This is a genomic window from Buttiauxella sp. BIGb0471 (assembly GCF_024807715.1).
In the GTDB taxonomy this organism is placed as follows: Bacteria; Pseudomonadota; Gammaproteobacteria; order Enterobacterales; family Enterobacteriaceae; genus Buttiauxella; species Buttiauxella agrestis.
Map to the genome: position 1 here is coordinate 134,672 of NZ_JANUEU010000002.1, position 16,112 is coordinate 150,783.

At 54.0% G+C, this 16,112-nt stretch carries 14 protein-coding genes; 8 read left to right on the forward strand and 6 right to left on the reverse strand.

Annotated elements, in window-relative coordinates:
• Positions 1-38: 38 nt before the first annotated feature.
• The 6 genes from kdpE to kdpF all read right to left on the reverse strand — a co-directional run bounded on the left by kdpE (position 39) and on the right by kdpF (position 7,910).
• Positions 39-716 carry a two-component system response regulator KdpE gene (gene kdpE, locus M2371_RS07185; RefSeq protein ID WP_172895217.1) on the reverse strand — a complete coding sequence of 226 codons (678 nt, stop codon included), beginning with the start codon at positions 714-716 and terminating at the stop codon, positions 39-41.
• Positions 713-3,400, reverse strand: coding sequence for a two-component system sensor histidine kinase KdpD (gene kdpD, locus M2371_RS07190; RefSeq protein WP_259267339.1), 2,688 nt, complete (start codon positions 3,398-3,400; stop codon positions 713-715). The genes kdpE and kdpD overlap by 4 nt, the downstream gene beginning before the upstream one ends.
• Before the next feature lie 82 nt (positions 3,401-3,482).
• Entirely contained in the window at positions 3,483-4,058 is a 576-nt protein-coding gene (gene kdpC / locus M2371_RS07195; RefSeq protein WP_034494054.1) for a potassium-transporting ATPase subunit KdpC, read from the reverse strand.
• 12 nt (positions 4,059-4,070) lie between these two features.
• Positions 4,071-6,119: a potassium-transporting ATPase subunit KdpB gene (gene kdpB / locus M2371_RS07200; RefSeq protein WP_259267340.1), complete on the reverse strand. Its 2,049-nt coding sequence runs from the start codon at positions 6,117-6,119 to the stop codon at positions 4,071-4,073.
• Positions 6,120-6,132: 13 nt separating this feature from the next.
• On the reverse strand, positions 6,133-7,821 hold the full coding sequence (gene kdpA, locus M2371_RS07205) for a potassium-transporting ATPase subunit KdpA (RefSeq protein WP_259267341.1): 1,689 nt from the start codon (positions 7,819-7,821) through the stop codon (positions 6,133-6,135).
• Entirely contained in the window at positions 7,821-7,910 is a 90-nt protein-coding gene (gene kdpF / locus M2371_RS07210) for a K(+)-transporting ATPase subunit F (protein WP_081908377.1), read from the reverse strand. The genes kdpA and kdpF overlap by 1 nt, the downstream gene beginning before the upstream one ends.
• Positions 7,911-8,217: 307 nt before the next feature.
• Here kdpF and M2371_RS07215 point away from each other — a divergent pair, with 307 nt between their 5' ends.
• The 8 genes from M2371_RS07215 (at position 8,218) to menE (ending at position 16,072) form a co-directional block, all read left to right on the forward strand.
• Positions 8,218-8,424 carry a YbfA family protein gene (locus M2371_RS07215; RefSeq protein WP_034494057.1) on the forward strand — a complete coding sequence of 69 codons (207 nt, stop codon included), beginning with the start codon at positions 8,218-8,220 and terminating at the stop codon, positions 8,422-8,424.
• 171 nt (positions 8,425-8,595) lie between these two features.
• Positions 8,596-8,895 (forward strand): stress response protein ElaB, encoded by a 300-nt coding sequence (gene elaB / locus M2371_RS07220; protein WP_172895213.1) that lies wholly within the window; start codon positions 8,596-8,598, stop codon positions 8,893-8,895.
• Positions 8,896-9,060: 165 nt separating this feature from the next.
• Positions 9,061-10,362 (forward strand): isochorismate synthase MenF, encoded by a 1,302-nt coding sequence (gene menF / locus M2371_RS07225; RefSeq protein ID WP_034494059.1) that lies wholly within the window; start codon positions 9,061-9,063, stop codon positions 10,360-10,362.
• Between the two features lie 80 nt (positions 10,363-10,442).
• Positions 10,443-12,113 carry a 2-succinyl-5-enolpyruvyl-6-hydroxy-3-cyclohexene-1-carboxylic-acid synthase gene (gene menD / locus M2371_RS07230; protein ID WP_172895212.1) on the forward strand — a complete coding sequence of 557 codons (1,671 nt, stop codon included), beginning with the start codon at positions 10,443-10,445 and terminating at the stop codon, positions 12,111-12,113.
• On the forward strand, positions 12,110-12,892 hold the full coding sequence (gene menH, locus M2371_RS07235; RefSeq protein ID WP_259267342.1) for a 2-succinyl-6-hydroxy-2,4-cyclohexadiene-1-carboxylate synthase: 783 nt from the start codon (positions 12,110-12,112) through the stop codon (positions 12,890-12,892). The genes menD and menH overlap by 4 nt, the downstream gene beginning before the upstream one ends.
• On the forward strand, positions 12,889-13,746 hold the full coding sequence (gene menB, locus M2371_RS07240) for a 1,4-dihydroxy-2-naphthoyl-CoA synthase (RefSeq protein WP_115630101.1): 858 nt from the start codon (positions 12,889-12,891) through the stop codon (positions 13,744-13,746). Before menH ends, menB begins: the two co-directional genes overlap by 4 nt.
• A complete protein-coding gene (menC, locus tag M2371_RS07245) occupies positions 13,746-14,711 on the forward strand; it encodes an o-succinylbenzoate synthase (RefSeq protein WP_172895210.1) in 966 nt (321 codons plus the stop codon). Before menB ends, menC begins: the two co-directional genes overlap by 1 nt.
• Positions 14,708-16,072 carry an o-succinylbenzoate--CoA ligase gene (gene menE, locus M2371_RS07250; protein ID WP_259267343.1) on the forward strand — a complete coding sequence of 455 codons (1,365 nt, stop codon included), beginning with the start codon at positions 14,708-14,710 and terminating at the stop codon, positions 16,070-16,072. The genes menC and menE overlap by 4 nt, the downstream gene beginning before the upstream one ends.
• Positions 16,073-16,112: the final 40 nt, after the last annotated feature.

Genomic DNA, 16,112 nt, shown 5'->3' on the forward strand with positions numbered 1-16,112 from the left:
AAAAAGGCGCCGAAAGGCGCTTTTTTTGTTTGTAGAATCTACAACATAAACCGATAACCGATCCCGGTTTCGGTCAAAAGATGCGCCGGGCGCGCCGGATCGCTTTCCAGCTTCTGGCGCAAATGTCCCATATAAATGCGCAAATAGTGGCTGTGTTCCACGGCATTTGGCCCCCAAACCTGGTTGAGCAACTGGCGTTGTGTCAGCACTTTTCCATGGTTATTAAGCAGTGTGGCAAGCAGGCGAAACTCGATAGGTGTGAGGTGGATTTCTTCGCCATCGCGGGTAATGCGACGGTTGGCGAGATCAACGCTGATATTTGAAAACTGATAAACCGGATCGGGCTGCGCAAGGCTTGCATGGCGACGCAAGACGACACGCAGCCGCGCTTGCAGCTCGCCAATTCCAAACGGTTTGCTGAGATAGTCATCAGCTCCGGCATCCAGCGCGTCAATTTTCACTTGCTCATCGCTTCGAGCGGAAAGCACCACAATCGGCGTCTGACTCCACTGGCGGAAATCACGGATAAAATCAATGCCATCGCCATCGGGTAAACCGAGGTCGAGAATCACTAAATCAGGCTTGCGTGTCGCGGCCTCAAGCAAACCGCGTTGCAGCGTCTCGGCTTCGTGGACGCGTAACGATTCCGCCTCCAGCGCGGTGCGCAAGAAACGGCGGATCTCTTTTTCGTCTTCAACTATAAGAACGGATATCACAGCGTCTCATTCATCTCAGCAAGTTCGGGCTGCGGGGGAAGGGGTAAAATAACATGAAAACTGGCTCCGCCTTCCACCCGATTAACCGCAATAATTTTTCCGTCGTGGACTTCAACAATCGCCTGGCAAATTGCCAGCCCTAAACCTACGCCCGGGATCGCCGACTCTTTGTTACCCCTGGAGAATTTATCAAAAATCTTTTGTTCCTGGCCAACAGGAATACCCGGCCCGCTGTCCCAGACTTCAACGTCCAGCTTATCAGCCAGAGCTTGCGCGCGAATGCCAATTTTGGCCTGGTAGCCTGCGTATTTTGCCGCGTTCTCAAGCAGGTTTATCAGCACCCGCTCAAAGAGTGGGCCATCAACATGAATCAATAGCAGAGGATCAGGTAAGTCCAAATCAATATGTCGCCCGCCCAGTCCTGGCTCCAGCATTTTTAACGCGCTGCCGACCACCTCTTCCAGCGTTAACCACTCTTTGCGCAGGTTAAATCCGCCAGACTGAATCCGCGCCATATCCAGCAAATTGTTGACCAGGCGCGTGGTATTGAGCACATGCTGGCGAATATCGTTGGCTTGCGGCGCATGTTTAGAGCCTTCGGATGCCAGATCCAGAGTCAGAATTTCCGCCTGCCCAAACAACACTGTCAGAGGTGTACGCAAATCGTGCGAAAGGGCGGCGAGCAGCGAGTTACGAATTTGCTCGCGTTCGCTCGAAAGCCGGGCTTGTTCTTCACTTGCGGTCAGCAAAAATCTTTCCAGCGCCGTCGCCGTCAGCAGGGTGAAAGTTTCCAGCAGGCGCTGCTGCTCAGGAATCATCAACTGGCGTAAATTATTGGGTTCGACGATAAGCAAGCCGAGTGTTTTTTCCGGCGTTTTCAGCGGCAGAATTTGATACGGCACGCCGGGTAAAGTATCGGTCCCAGCACCTGCGGGCTGGCCTTTATCAAAGCTCCAGCGGGCAATCGCTTCGTCCCAGTTTTGCGGTTCACTCTGCCCATTAGCCCGCACTAACACGCCGTTCTCATCCGGCAGTAAAAGTTGGGCGCGGGCGTGAAAACTGTTTTTGATGAACAGCTCGCTGGTCGCAGCTATATCTTGCGGCGTACGTTCTGCGGCGAGGGCTTTAGACATCTCATAAAGATGGCGCGTACGCTGCTCACGATAACGAGCGATGCGCGCCTGATAGCGCACGCCCGCCGTGAGATTCCCGATAACCAGGCCAACGGTCAGCATAACGGCGAACGTTAACAGGTACTGGATATCAGAAACCGCTAGTGTGCCGTGAGGAGCAATAAAGAATAAATCGAAACTCAGTACGCTAATGACGGTGGCAAGAACCGAAGGCCAGCGGCCATAAAACAGCGCCACAATCACCACACCCAGCAAATAAAGCATCACCAGGTTAGCGGCATCGAAACCCATCAGCCATTGATTCGCGATAAACGTCGTTACCGCGCAAAGGGCGACGGCGACGCCACAGCCGCGCAATTGCGCACGCCATTTTTCGCTAAAGCTGCGAGTGTCCTGGGCGGAAGGAGAGACGGCAGAGGGTTTATCGTCAAGGGCGACAATCACCAGATCAAGGTCTGGCGCACGGCGGGCTAAACGATCGGCAAAGGATTCACGGCTCCAGAAGCGTCGTGTTGTGCGTCTACCGATAATAATCTTGCCGAGATTATGCTCGCGCGCGTAACGCAAAATCGCTTTATCTTCTGCCGGATCGGCAAGCGTGGTGGTTTCAGCCCCCAACTCTTGAGCGAGGCGAAGCGAGGCCAAAATAGCGCGACGTTGATGTTCAGGTAACCGGTGAAGCTGCGGGGTTTCGACGTAAACGGCGTGCCAGACGCTGCCTAGTTTTGCCGCCAGGCGCGCGGCGGTGCGCACCAGTTTTTCATTACCGGAACCGTGGCCGATACACAGCAAAATGGCATCTCGCGTGTGCCAGACTTTTTCCTCGCCCTGGTTATCACGCCAGGCACGCATTTGATCATCAACGCGGTCGGCGGTGCGGCGCAGTGCCAGTTCACGCAGCGCAATCAAATTCCCCTTACGGAAGAAGTGCTCGATGGCGCGTTCGGCCTGGCCTGAGATATACACTTTCCCTTCGTGCAGGCGCTGGCGTAAATCATCCGGCGGCAAATCGACCAGCACGATTTCATCGGCGGCGTCAAAAATCGGGTCGGGTACCGTTTCGCGCACCTGAATTCCCGTCACGCCACCAACAATATCGTTCAGGCTTTCAAGATGCTGAACGTTGACGGTGGTGAACACATCAATCCCGGCGTCGAGCAACTCTTCCACATCTTGCCAACGCTTAGGGTGGCGCGAACCGGGCGCATTGCTGTGCGCCAGCTCGTCCATCAGGATCAGCGCCGGGTTACGTGCCAGCGCCGCATCGAGATCAAACTCCTGAACCCAGCGCCCACGGTGGTGTATCCGTTTTGCCGGCAGAATATTCAGCCCGTTCAGCAGCGCGGCAGTTTCCTGGCGGCCGTGAGTTTCTACCACGCCAATCAGGATATTTAGCCCTTGTCCTCGCAACCGCTGCGCTTCCTGAAGCATGGCGTAAGTTTTCCCTACACCTGCACACGCGCCGAAGAAAATCTTTAACTTGCCGCGCGATGGGCGGTTGACCTGCTCCAGCAATTTATCTGGATTAGGGCGCAGCGGTTCCTGAGACATATCAAATCCTTTTTGGTGGATGACGCTGACACTTGCTCGCGACCGGGTTGGTCGTACAGCAGCGTCATCCGACAGTTTTCTCTTATGGTGCCTGGAGAGCATCCAGCGCCAGGTTAACCAGCAACACATTCACCACTGGTTTACCGATAAAACCAACCAGCGGGTGAGTGGTATTTTCTGCTACCAGACGTGCCACTTGTTGAACGGGCAAATTGCGCGCATTAGCGATACGAGGAATTTGCCAGGCTGCGGCTTCTGGTGAAATTTGCCCGTCCAGACCACTGGCCGACGCAGTAACCAGCTCAACGGGAACCGCCGGATTGGCTTGCGGATTTGCCTGTCTTAATGCCGCGACACGTTCGGTAATTTGTTTATCTAATTCTGGATTGCTTCCTGCCAAATTACTGCCGCCAGAGGCCATTGGATTATAAGGTGTTTCTGCGGTTGCAGAAGGGCGACCTTGTAAATACTTGGCCTCGGTGAAGTTTTGCCCAATCAGCCTGGAGCCGCGTACTTCGTTGGCCTGAATAATCAACGAACCATTGGCCTGCTCATGGAACCACCACTGGCCTAAAAGTGTGGTCAAAAGCGGGTAAAGTCCGCCTGTAATCAGGGTCAGCAAAATCAGTAACAGTATAGCGGGACGTAAAATAGTCATTTGTTTTTCCTCTTAAACCAGGCCACACACGGTCAGCACCAGATCGATAGCTTTGATGCCAATAAACGGCACAATTAAACCGCCGAGCCCGTAAATCCACAGATTGCGGCGCAACATGGCTGCGGCGCTCAGCGGTTTGTAACTCACGCCACGCAATGCCAGTGGAATCAAAAAGATGATGATCAGGGCGTTGAAAATCACCGCGCTTAAAATCGCCGAAGTCGGGGAGTGCAGGTGCATCACGTTCAGCGCATTGAGCTGCGGGTAAGTCGCGGCAAACGCGGCGGGAATGATCGCGAAATACTTCGCCACATCGTTGGCGATACTGAATGTGGTCAGCGAGCCACGGGTCATCAGCATCTGTTTGCCGATATGCACCACTTCAATCAATTTGGTCGGGTTGGAGTCCAGATCCACCATGTTGCCAGCTTCTTTCGCCGCCTGGGTGCCGGAGTTCATCGCCACCGCCACGTCTGCCTGCGCCAGCGCCGGGGCATCGTTGGTGCCGTCGCCGGTCATCGCCACTAAACGACCTTCCGCCTGATACTGGCGAATCAACGCCAGTTTGGCTTCCGGTGTCGCTTCTGCGAGAAAATCATCGACACCCGCTTCGGCGGCAATCGCAGCGGCGGTCAGACGGTTATCACCGGTAATCATCACGGTTTTAATCCCCATCTGGCGTAACTGCGCAAAGCGTTCTTTAATGCCACCTTTGACAATATCTTTCAGGGCAATCACACCGAGTACGTTGGCACCTTCCGCAACGACCAGCGGCGTGCCACCAGTGCGGGCAACCCCTTCCACGAGAGTATCCACCTGCGGCGGGAAATGACCACCGTTGGCCTCAACGTGGCGACGAATAGCATCGACAGAACCTTTGCGAATCATGCGGTCCTGAATATCAATGCCGCTCATCCGGGTCTGCGCGGTGAAGGGTACAAAGGTGGCATGCAGGTTTTGTACATCACGTTCGCGCAGGTTAAAGCGCTGTTTTGCCAGCACCACAATGCTGCGGCCTTCAGGTGTTTCATCGGCAAGTGACGAAAGCTGCGCCGCATCGGCCAATGTTTTTTCATCAACACCAGGAGCTGGCAGGAAATCTGAAGCCTGGCGGTTGCCCAGCGTAATGGTGCCGGTTTTATCCAGCAGCAAAACATCTACGTCGCCAGCCGCTTCTACGGCACGCCCGCTGGTGGCAATCACGTTTGCACCCAACATACGGCTCATGCCAGCCACGCCAATGGCCGAAAGCAGCCCGCCGATAGTGGTCGGAATCAGGCAAACCAGCAGGGCAATCAGCACCGTGACGCTCACCGCCACGCCGCCATATTGCGAGAATGGCCAAAGCGTTGCCGTTGCCAGTAAAAAGACGATAGTGAGTGCGACCAGTAAAATCGTCAGCGCGATTTCGTTCGGCGTTTTACGGCGCTGGGCGCTTTCCACCATCGCTATCATGCGGTCGAGGAAGGTTTCGCCAGGGTTCACACTGCTCTGAATCACCAGCCAGTCGGAAAGAATGCGCGTCCCGCCAGTCACGGAGGCAAAGTCACCGCCTGACTCACGAATCACCGGCGCGGACTCGCCGGTAATCGCACTTTCATCCACCGATGCACCGCCTTCCAGCACCTCGCCATCACACGGGATAATATCGCCCGCTTCAACCAGCACGATATCGCCTTTGCGTAAATCGGCGGCAGGCACATGGTCTATCTGCGCGTCGTGATGCGGGGCGCGTAACTTACGAGCAAAACTGGTTTTCTTCACCCCTTTCAGGCTATTAGCCTGGGCCTTGCTACGGCCTTCAGCCAGCGCTTCGGCAAAGTTTGCGAACAGCACCGTAAACCAAAGCCATACGCTAATGGCGGCGGTGAATGGCGCATCGCCGGGAAGTTTTCCACTGAACATGGCAATCGCCAGAGCAGTGGTCATCACGCTACCGACCCAAACAATAAACATCACCGGGTTGCGCCATTGCACTTGTGGTGTGAGCTTTTTAAAGGAATCTATCAGCGCCTGACGAATCAGCGATGGTTCAAATAGCGCCTGTTGCTTGCGACTCATGGAAGCCTCTTAATCACAAATTCACAAAGGAAAGGTGTTCCGCAACCGGGCCTAAAGCGAGGGCGGGAATAAAGGTCAGCGCACCGACTAACAGCACTGTGCCAATCAGCAAGCCGATAAACAGCGGGCCGTGGGTGGGTAAGGTGCCGATGCCTGCCGTCTGCGACTTTTTAGTGACAAGCGAACCCGCAATAGCCAGCACCGGGATAATCACCGCAAAGCGGCCAAACCACATGCACACCGCCAGTAGCACGTTCCAGAAAGGGGTATTGGCGCTTAGACCGGCAAACGCGCTGCCGTTGTTATTGGCCGCAGAAGAGACGGCATACAACACTTCGCTAAAGCCATGAATGCCGGGGTTGAGCATTCCCGCGCGACCCGCGTCCGTCATCATCGCAAGTGCGGTGCCGAGCAGCACTAAAGTAGGCGTAACCAAAATCGCCATGGCGGTCATTTTCATCTCGGCAACGTCAATTTTTTTACCGAGATATTCAGGCGTGCGGCCAATCATCAACCCGGCGATAAACACCGTCAGTAAGACGAACAGCAACATGCCGTACAGCCCGGAGCCAACGCCGCCGAACACCACTTCGCCAATTTGCATCAGCCACATTGGGATCATGCCGCCAAGTGCGGTGAAGGAGTCATGCATCGCGTTAACGGCACCACAGGAAGCCGCGGTGGTAATCACAGAAAACAGGCTACTGACCAATATCCCGAAGCGGCTTTCTTTGCCTTCCATGTTGATATTGCTGTCCGCGCCGAGCAGCGTGAAATGCGTATTTCCGCTAGTTTCTGCCCACATCACCACCACAACGCAAATCACAAAAATCACCGCCATCGCCCATAAAATGGCGCGTCCCTGGCGTTTGTCGCTGACGGCTTCGCCAAAGGCAAAACACAGCGCGGTGGGGATCAGGAAGATCGCCAGCATTTGCACAAAGTTGGTCAGCGCAGTTGGGTTCTCGAACGGGTGCGAAGAGTTAGCATTAAAGAACCCGCCGCCGTTGGTGCCGAGCATTTTGATAGCCTCTTGCGAAGCGACCGGGCCCATCGGCAACACGTGCTGCACGCCTTCAAGCGAGGTGAACGGCTGATACGCCGCGATGTTTTGCAATGTGCCCTGGCTGATAAAGAACAGCGCAATCAGCAGTGAAATCGGCAGCAAAACGTAAAGCGTGATGCGAGTCAAATCGACCCAGGCGTTACCGATCGTGTGAGTGCTTTGACGGGAAAATGCGCGGATCAGCGCAAATACCACGGCAATACCGGTGGCCGCAGATAAGAAGTTTTGCACCGTCAGACCGACCATCTGGCTGAAATAGCTCAGCGTGGTTTCACCGCTGTAGGACTGCCAGTTAGTGTTAGAGACAAAACTGACGGCGGTGTTTAACGCCAGATGCCAGGAAAGCCCAGGCAATTGCTGCGGGTTAAGCGGCAAACTCCCTTGCGTTAGCAAAATGACGAACAGCAGCACCAGACCAAAAACGTTAAAGGTAAGGATCGCTGCCAGATACCGCTTCCAGCTCATCTCCTGGCTGGCGTCGGCTCCCAGTAGTTTTATGAACAGCGAGTCCATTTTCCCCAGAACAGGCAATGGCTCGCCATTAATGAAGCGCGTCAGTACGTTACCCAGTGGTTTTGCCAGGGCAAAAAGCACCAACAGGAAACTGGCAATCAGTAAAAATGCGGAAGCGGCCATCAGAACGCCTCCGCATTGATCAGGGCATAAATTAAATATCCCAACAGCATAAAGACCAGCACCACACCGGCTATCAGACCTGCACTCACAATCCACCTCGGTAGTTATAAGGAATTGGAATGAGTGTGAAAGTTTCAGTGCAAAGATGTCGTAAAAGTCGCAGGGCAGGGTGTAAAAAAAGTATAAAAATGACGAAAGCCATTAATTAACTAATGGTTAGTATTTATTTAACCTTTTTGTAACTTAATTACAGCCGGGATTGTAAATTAGTGGCAAAAAGTGACTTTAAGTGGTCGGAGGAGTAGTAAACTTTCAGGCAATGCGATACTATTTTAGCCAGATGACAAGTTCTATTTTCCCGGTGTTTGCTACCGGTCACAATTTAAGGGAGGCATTATGAGCTTATACAAAGACTATCCACTGCATCAGGTCTTCCTGCGTCGCACTTTCGTGGTTCTGGCAGGTGTCCTGGCGTTGCCAGTGATGCTGTTCTGGAAAGATCGTTCCCGTTTTTACAGCTACCTGCATCGCGTATGGTCAAAAACCAGTGAAAAACCGGTCTGGATGGCGCAAGCCGAAGCCGCATCCGGTGATTTTTACTGAGTTTGCCGAAATGAGAAGAAACCGCCACTTGCTGGCGGTTTTTTTATGGCTGAAGCTAAGTCGGAGTCGGCATTACACATCCATGTTTAGCGAATCATGAATCAATGAGCGAAAAGCATTAGCATTGTCTATAGTTAGCGGACGAGCATTTTTTAAACACGGAGAACAGTAATGCAACCGTATGAATCTCGTCTTGATGATGATTTAACTTTGCTGAGTGAAACGTTAGAAGAAGTGCTGCGTTCCTCAGGTGATCCGGCAGACCAAAAGTACATTGAGTTGAAAGAACGAGCCGAACAGGCGCTCAGTGAGGTTAAAGCGCGGGTGAGTAGTGCTTCTGATAATTACTACTATCGTGCAAAAAAAGCTGTTTATCGCGCTGATGATTATGTCCATGAAAAACCATGGCAAGGAGTTGGTGTGGGGGCGGCGGCAGGACTGGTACTAGGGCTTTTATTAGCCAGGCGCTAGATACCCATCGCCCTTCAAGTTGCAGGGGCGTTGGCTGCTTTTGCAGCAACTTGGGTATAATAATTGCGTCGAGTGCCAGCAGAAAAATCTTACCCATTGGGTGGGATTTTTTTTTGCCGCCATGACCACGTATAATCAGGGGTTTTCAGGGAAGGTGAGGTAAACGTGAATTCAGTTGTCGTCGCGCTGCAACAGTTACAGCTTGCATTGAACGCAGAATTTGCGGATGCGCCGGGCTTAGAACAACTCTCCGTTGCTATAAGTCTGAGTGATGCCTCGGATGCTCTCGCGTGGCTGACCAGCCAACGCCTGTATCCCCAATTTTACTGGCAACAGCGCAATGGTGATGATGAAATTGCGGCACTTGGCGCGTTGCGAAACTTCGAAACCTTAGACGCCGCCAGCGCATTTCTCAACGATTATGCCGACCAGCCCACACTTCGTATCACTGGCGTAAATGCGTTTTCGCCCACGACGAGCTGTTTATTCCTACCACGTCTCGAGTGGCGACGCATTGGTGGCAGCGCTTATCTTTATCTTCATTTGTATAGTGAAACTTCCTTACAAGATGATGCGCGTGAGGCGCGACACTTCCTCGAGCAACTGTTGCCTGCCAAACTGCTGCCTTCGCAGCGTTTAAACTGCGTGGGCGAACAACACATTCCGACTCAGCCCGAATGGCATCAGCTTATCGAGCGAGCGACGACGGCGATAGAACAGCACGAACTCGATAAAGTGGTGCTGGCCAGAGTCACCGATTTGCAATTTACCTCGGCAGTTTCTGCGGCGGGTTTTATGGCGGCGAGTCGGCGGGTAAACCTCAACTGCTATCATTTTCTGATGGTATTTGATGCCAGCCATGCGTTCCTCGGCTCAAGCCCGGAGCGGCTTTGGCGGCGAATCGATTGCGCATTACGCACCGAAGCATTAGCGGGCACCGTCTCTAACCATCCGGATGAACATCGCGCCTGGTCGCTCGGGCAATGGCTGTTAAAAGACGATAAAAATCAGCGTGAAAACATGCTGGTTGTGGAAGATATTTGCCAGCGCCTGCAAAAATCCGTGGGCGCGATTGATGTTCTCCCCCCGCAAATTGTGCGGCTGCGAAAGGTGCAGCATTTGCGTCGCTGCATCTGGACGGAACTTGCGAAGCCTGACGATGCACAATGCCTGGCTTTGTTGCAACCCACCGCCGCCGTTGCGGGTTTGCCTCGGGATGTGGCGCATCAATTCATTACCCAATACGAACCGTTTGAACGTGAATGGTATGCAGGATCCGCCGGATATATATCGCAACGTCAGGCGGAATTCTGTGTCGCCTTACGCTCGGCAAAAGTCACCAATAACATGGTGCGATTATACGCTGGAGCGGGAATTGTCGCGGGTTCAGACGCAGCGGAAGAATGGCAGGAAATAGAAAATAAAGCGGCTGGATTACGAACACTACTGACGAAAACAACGTTCTAAATGCTATTACCGACCCACATCAAAATATTCATCTCAACAATAATTATAATGAGTCAGCAAAATTGACTCAGGACTGAACTATGTCGATAAGCTCGTTTAACCGCCGTTGGGCTACGGTAATTCTTGAAGCGCTGACTCGCCACGGTGTGCGCCATGTGTGCATCGCGCCGGGTTCGCGTTCTACGCCGCTGACGCTTGGCGCGGCCGAAAATCGGGCTTTTATTTGCCATACGCACTTTGATGAACGAGGTTTAGGGCATCTGGCATTAGGCCTGGCAAAAGCCAGTCAGGCTCCCGTCGCTATCATTGTGACCTCCGGCACGGCAGTGGCAAACCTCTATCCGGCCATTATTGAAGCCGGATTGACGGGCGAAAAACTGGTCGTTCTCACCGCCGATCGTCCACCGGAACTTATTGATTGCGGCGCTAATCAGGCCATCCGCCAGCCTGGAATTTTTAGCTCCCATCCCACTGACTCGATTAACTTACCGCGTCCAACGCAGGATATTCCCGCTCGCTGGTTGGTTTCGACGATAGATCACGCACTCGGCCAGCAAACGGGCGGTGCCGTTCACATCAATTGCCCCTTTGCCGAGCCGTTATATGGTGAACCTGATGAAACCGGTATGAGTTGGCAACAGGCGCTGGGTGACTGGTGGCAAAGTGATAAACCCTGGCTGCGTACCGGCTCCGCACAAGCAGCCGTAAAACAACGCGACTGGTTTTTCTGGCGGCAAAAACGCGGTGTGGTCGTAGCTGGGCGTTTGAATGCCGAAGAAGGAAAACACGTTGCCGCATGGGCAAAAATGCTCGGCTGGCCGCTGATTGGCGATGTGCTCTCGCAAACGGGTCAACCGTTGCCCTGTGCGGATTTATGGTTAAGCAACAGCCAGGCGGTGACTGAACTTGCCGAAGCACAAATTATTATCCAGTTCGGCAGCAGCCTGACCGGAAAACGCGTTCTGCAATGGCAGGCGACCTGTGAGCCTGAAGAATACTGGCTGGTGGATAATCTACCCGGCCGACTCGATGCCGCAAACCATCGTGGCCGCCGCTTATCGTGTGATATTAGCGAGTGGCTGGAGCTGCATCCGGCTGAGAAACGCGTGGCGTGGGATGAGAAATTAACCACGCTGGCAAAAATCGCGCAGCAGGCGGTGAAGAAAGGCACGACTGAATTTGGCGAAGCGCAAGTCGCCGCGCGTCTGCCTGAATTGTTACCGGATGCCGGGCAACTGTTTGTCGGTAATAGCTTGATTGTTCGCCTGGTGGATTCTTTCGCGCAATTGCCTGCGGGTTATCCGGTTTACAGCAACCGTGGCGCAAGCGGTATTGATGGTTTGCTCTCAACGGCGGCGGGGGTGCAACGCGCGACGGCACGCTCGACACTGGCCATTGTGGGCGACCTTTCAGCGCTTTACGACATGAACTCGCTGGCACTTTTACGTGAAGTCTCCGCGCCGTTTGTGCTGCTGATTGTGAATAACAATGGTGGGCAAATTTTCTCATTGTTGCCAACACCTGCCGCTGAGCGCGAGCGCTTCTACTGCATGCCGCAAAACGTCAACTTTGCCCACGCCGCGGCAATGTTCAGTCTCGGTTACCATAACCCGGCAAGCTGGGACGAATTACAAACTGCCGTAGACCATGCCTGGCGCACGCCTCACGCGACAGTTATCGAGCTGACGGTGGGTGAAACTGACGGTGCACAAACGTTGCAGCATTTGCTGGCGCAGGTCAGCCAGGCATGATTTTACATGCGGTTTTTCGTGAAGGGCGGGATGCAAATTTGCCATGTCTGGTTTGGCTGCACGGTTTTTTAGGCTGCCAGCAAGAGTGGCAACCTCTCAGTGACAACTTCACCGACTGGCCGCAACTGCACATCGACTTACCCGGTCACGGAAAATCTGCGGATATTTCGGTCGAAAACTTTCAACACGTTGATGAATTACTGCGTAAAACCCTTGTTAGTTACAACATCCTAAAATACTGGCTGATTGGCTACTCACTTGGCGGGCGAGTGGGGATTTACCATGCCTGTCAGGGTGAAAATGCGGGTTTGCAGGGTTTGATTGTTGAAGGGAGTCACCCCGGCCTTGCGGATGAAAATACGCGTGCTGAAAGGCAATCCAGCGACCGGCGTTGGGCGCAGCGATTGCGTACCGCCCCCCTAAAAGACGTGCTTGCAGACTGGTATCAACAGCCGGTATTTCATTCGCTCAATGATGAGCAACGTCGTGAACTCATTGCTCTTCGCAGCCAGAATAATGCGTTAAGTCTCGCTGCTATGCTTGAAGCAACATCATTAGGAAATCAGCCCAATTTGCAGGCCGCGCTACAACAATTGCCGCAGCCTTTTTACTACATCTGTGGTGAGTGGGACGACAAGTTCCGTGCCGTGGCGCAAAGCTCAGGCCAGACACCACATCTTATTACTGCCGCAGGCCACAATGCGCACCGGGAAAATCCGGCCGCATTCAGTGCTTGCCTGCTCAACTTATTGCGAAAACCTGGCGAGGAAACACCATGATTTATCCAGATGAACAAATGCTCTATGCCCCAATTGAATGGCAGGATTGCTCGGAAGGTTACACCGATATTCGTTATCACAAATCTGCCGATGGCATTGCGAAAATCACCATCAACCGCCCGGAAGTCCGCAACGCATTCCGCCCTCTGACCGTGAAAGAGATGATCAATGCGCTGGCTGATGCCCGATATGACGACAATATCGGCACCATCATTCTGACCGGCGAAGGTGAAAAAGCCTTCTGCGCAGGCGGCGACCAGAAAGTTCGTGGCGATTACGGCGGCTATCAGGACGCAAGCGGCACTCACCACCTGAACGTGCTCGATTTCCAGCGCCAGATTCGTACCTGTCCAAAACCGGTTGTGGCGATGGTTGCAGGCTACTCCATCGGTGGCGGTCACGTGCTGCACATGATGTGCGACCTGACTATTGCCGCTGAAAACGCGGTCTTCGGCCAGACTGGCCCGAAAGTCGGTTCGTTCGATGGCGGTTGGGGGGCCTCTTACATGGCGCGTATCGTAGGCCAGAAAAAAGCCCGTGAAATTTGGTTCCTGTGCCGCCAGTACGACGCGAAAGAAGCGCTGGATATGGGCCTGGTCAACACCGTGGTGCCGAATGCCGACCTGGAAAAAGAGACCGTGCGCTGGTGTCGTGAAATGTTGCAAAACAGCCCTATGGCTCTACGTTGCCTGAAGGCTGCGCTGAATGCCGATTGCGACGGCCAGGCGGGTCTGCAAGAACTGGCGGGTAACGCCACCATGCTGTTCTACATGACCGAAGAAGGTCAGGAAGGTCGCAACGCGTTCAACCAAAAACGCCAGCCGGACTTCAGCAAATTTAAACGGAATCCGTAATGCGTCGCGTCGAACTGTGGCGCTTTCAGGTGCCGATGGATGCGGGTGTGGTGCTGCGTGATCGGCGTCTGAAAACGCGTGACGGTCTGCTGGTGCGCCTGACAGACGGCGATAAACAAGGCTGCGGTGAGATTTCACCGTTGCCGGGTTTTAGCGCAGAAACGCTCGAAGAGGCGCAAAGCGTGGCGCAGGCCTGGCTACAAGCCTGGCAAACGGGCCACAATGACGAATTGCCTGAAATGCCATCGGTAGCGTTTGGTCTGAGTTGCGCGCTGGCGGAAATCAGCGGTGAATTGCCACAGCAGGCGGATTACCGCGCCGCGCCGTTGTGTACCGGCGATCCAGACGAACTATTTGCCATGCTTGCCGCTATTCCCGGCGAGAAGATCGCCAAGGTGAAAGTGGGTCTGTACGAAGCGGTGCGCGATGGCATGGTGGTCAATTTGTTGCTCGAAGCGATGCCTGATTTGCGTTTGCGTCTTGATGCCAACCGTGGATGGACACCGCTCAAAGCGCAGCAGTTCGCCAAATATGTGAACCCGGATTTCCGCCCGCGCATCGCGTTTATCGAAGAACCGTGCAAAACACGCGAGCAGTCGCGCGAATTTGCTCGTGAAACGGGTATCGCCATCGCCTGGGATGAAAGCCTGCGTGAACCTGATTTTGAATTTGCCGCCGAACCGGGGCTGAGTGCGGTCGTTATCAAGCCCACTTTAACCGGCAGCCTGGAGAAAGTTCGTCAACAGGTCGAGCAGGCCCATGCGCTCGGGTTGACGGCGGTCATCAGTTCGTCGATTGAATCAAGCCTCGGCCTGACACAGCTGGCGAGAATTGCCGCGTGGTTAACGCCGCAAACTTTACCCGGCCTGGATACGCTGTCGTTGATGCAGGCGCAGTTAGTGCGCGAATGGCCAAATAGCCCGCTTCCGTGCTGGTCACTGGAATCCCTTGAGCGAGTGCTATGAGTTTTCAAGATTTTCCGTGGCAACATTGGGCGCAAATTCGCGGTAGTCAACTCGCGCTGACATTAGGGCATGAAAGCCTGAACTGGCGCGAGTTGTGCCAGCGTGTTGATCGGCTGGCAGGCGGTTTCCAGCAACAAGGTGTGAGTGCGGATCAAGGCGTCGTGCTGCGCTTGAAAAACAGCCCGGAAATGGTGCTGGCGTTCCTCGCGTTATTGCAATGTGGGGCACGTGTTTTACCGCTTAATCCGCAATTACCAGATTCATTACTTGAGCAATTACTTCCTGAGCTGACCATTAGCCATGCGCTTACTTTCGGCTCACCGCTCACCGTTGCGCATATCAATACGTTAACGTGGATGGAAGGCGAGGGTTATCATGCCGAGTGGCAGTCCTCGCGATTTGCCTCGATGACGCTGACCTCTGGCTCCACGGGTTTGCCAAAAGCCGCGGTGCATACCGTTGCGGCGCATCTTGCCAGCGCCACTGGGGTGTTGGCGGTAATGAACTATAGTGCGAGCGATAGCTGGTTGCTTTCATTGCCGCTGTTCCATGTCTCCGGGCAGGGTATTTTGTGGCGCTGGTTGTTGGCAGGCGGTTGCATGGTGGTGCGTGATTTACACCCGTTGGATGAAGCGCTGCAAGGCTGCACTCACGCCTCTCTCGTCCCGACGCAACTCTGGCGTTTGCTGGAGCGCTCATCTCGCCTGGCGTTGCGCGAAGTGTTACTGGGTGGGGCGGCTATTCCCGTTGAACTCACTCAGGCGGCACAGGAAAAAGGTATCAATTGCTGGTGTGGTTATGGCTTAACTGAGCTGGCATCAACGGTGTGCGCCAAACGCGCTGACGGGTTGCCGGATGTTGGCGAAGCGTTGCCGGGCCGCGAAGTTAAAGTGGTTGATGACGAAGTGTGGATTCGTGCCAGCAGCCTGGCTTCAGGTTACTGGAAATCAGGCATTGTGCAGCCGCTGGTGAACGCTGAAGGCTGGTTTGCCACCCGCGATCGTGGCGTTTTACATGGCCGTCGGCTGACAATTATTGGCCGTCTCGACAACCTGTTTTTCAGCGGCGGGGAAGGGATCCAGCCGGAAGAAATTGAAAGCGTTATCGCGCAGCACCCGGCAGTCAGACTGGCGTTTGTCGTCCCGGTTGATGATCCCGAATTCGGCCAGCGCCCGGTGGCGGTCGTTGAAGCCGATGAAGATTTTGATATATCACTGCTGACCGAATGGCTACAGGGCAAAGTGGCGCGTTTTCAGCAGCCTGTGCGTTGGCTGCGTTTGCCGGATGAGATGAAGCAGGGCGGGATTAAGATTTCGCGTTTGCAATTAACGTTGTGGGTAAAGCGGGTGGCTAAAATTTAGACCCACCCGCTTGATTTAATTTCGGGGACGCTGCGCTTGC

Coding starts and splice junctions, on each gene's coding strand:
- kdpB (WP_259267340.1), bottom strand. CDS start 6,119: ATGAGTCGCAAGCAACAGGCGCTATTTGAACCATCGCTGATTCGTCAG.
- elaB (WP_172895213.1), top strand. CDS start 8,596: ATGCAACCGTATGAATCTCGTCTTGATGATGATTTAACTTTGCTGAGT.
- menC (WP_172895210.1), top strand. CDS start 13,746: ATGCGTCGCGTCGAACTGTGGCGCTTTCAGGTGCCGATGGATGCGGGT.
- menH (WP_259267342.1), top strand. CDS start 12,110: ATGATTTTACATGCGGTTTTTCGTGAAGGGCGGGATGCAAATTTGCCA.
- kdpD (WP_259267339.1), bottom strand. CDS start 3,400: ATGTCTCAGGAACCGCTGCGCCCTAATCCAGATAAATTGCTGGAGCAG.
- menB (WP_115630101.1), top strand. CDS start 12,889: ATGATTTATCCAGATGAACAAATGCTCTATGCCCCAATTGAATGGCAG.
- kdpA (WP_259267341.1), bottom strand. CDS start 7,821: ATGGCCGCTTCCGCATTTTTACTGATTGCCAGTTTCCTGTTGGTGCTT.
- menD (WP_172895212.1), top strand. CDS start 10,443: ATGTCGATAAGCTCGTTTAACCGCCGTTGGGCTACGGTAATTCTTGAA.
- M2371_RS07215 (WP_034494057.1), top strand. CDS start 8,218: ATGAGCTTATACAAAGACTATCCACTGCATCAGGTCTTCCTGCGTCGC.
- kdpC (WP_034494054.1), bottom strand. CDS start 4,058: ATGACTATTTTACGTCCCGCTATACTGTTACTGATTTTGCTGACCCTG.
- menE (WP_259267343.1), top strand. CDS start 14,708: ATGAGTTTTCAAGATTTTCCGTGGCAACATTGGGCGCAAATTCGCGGT.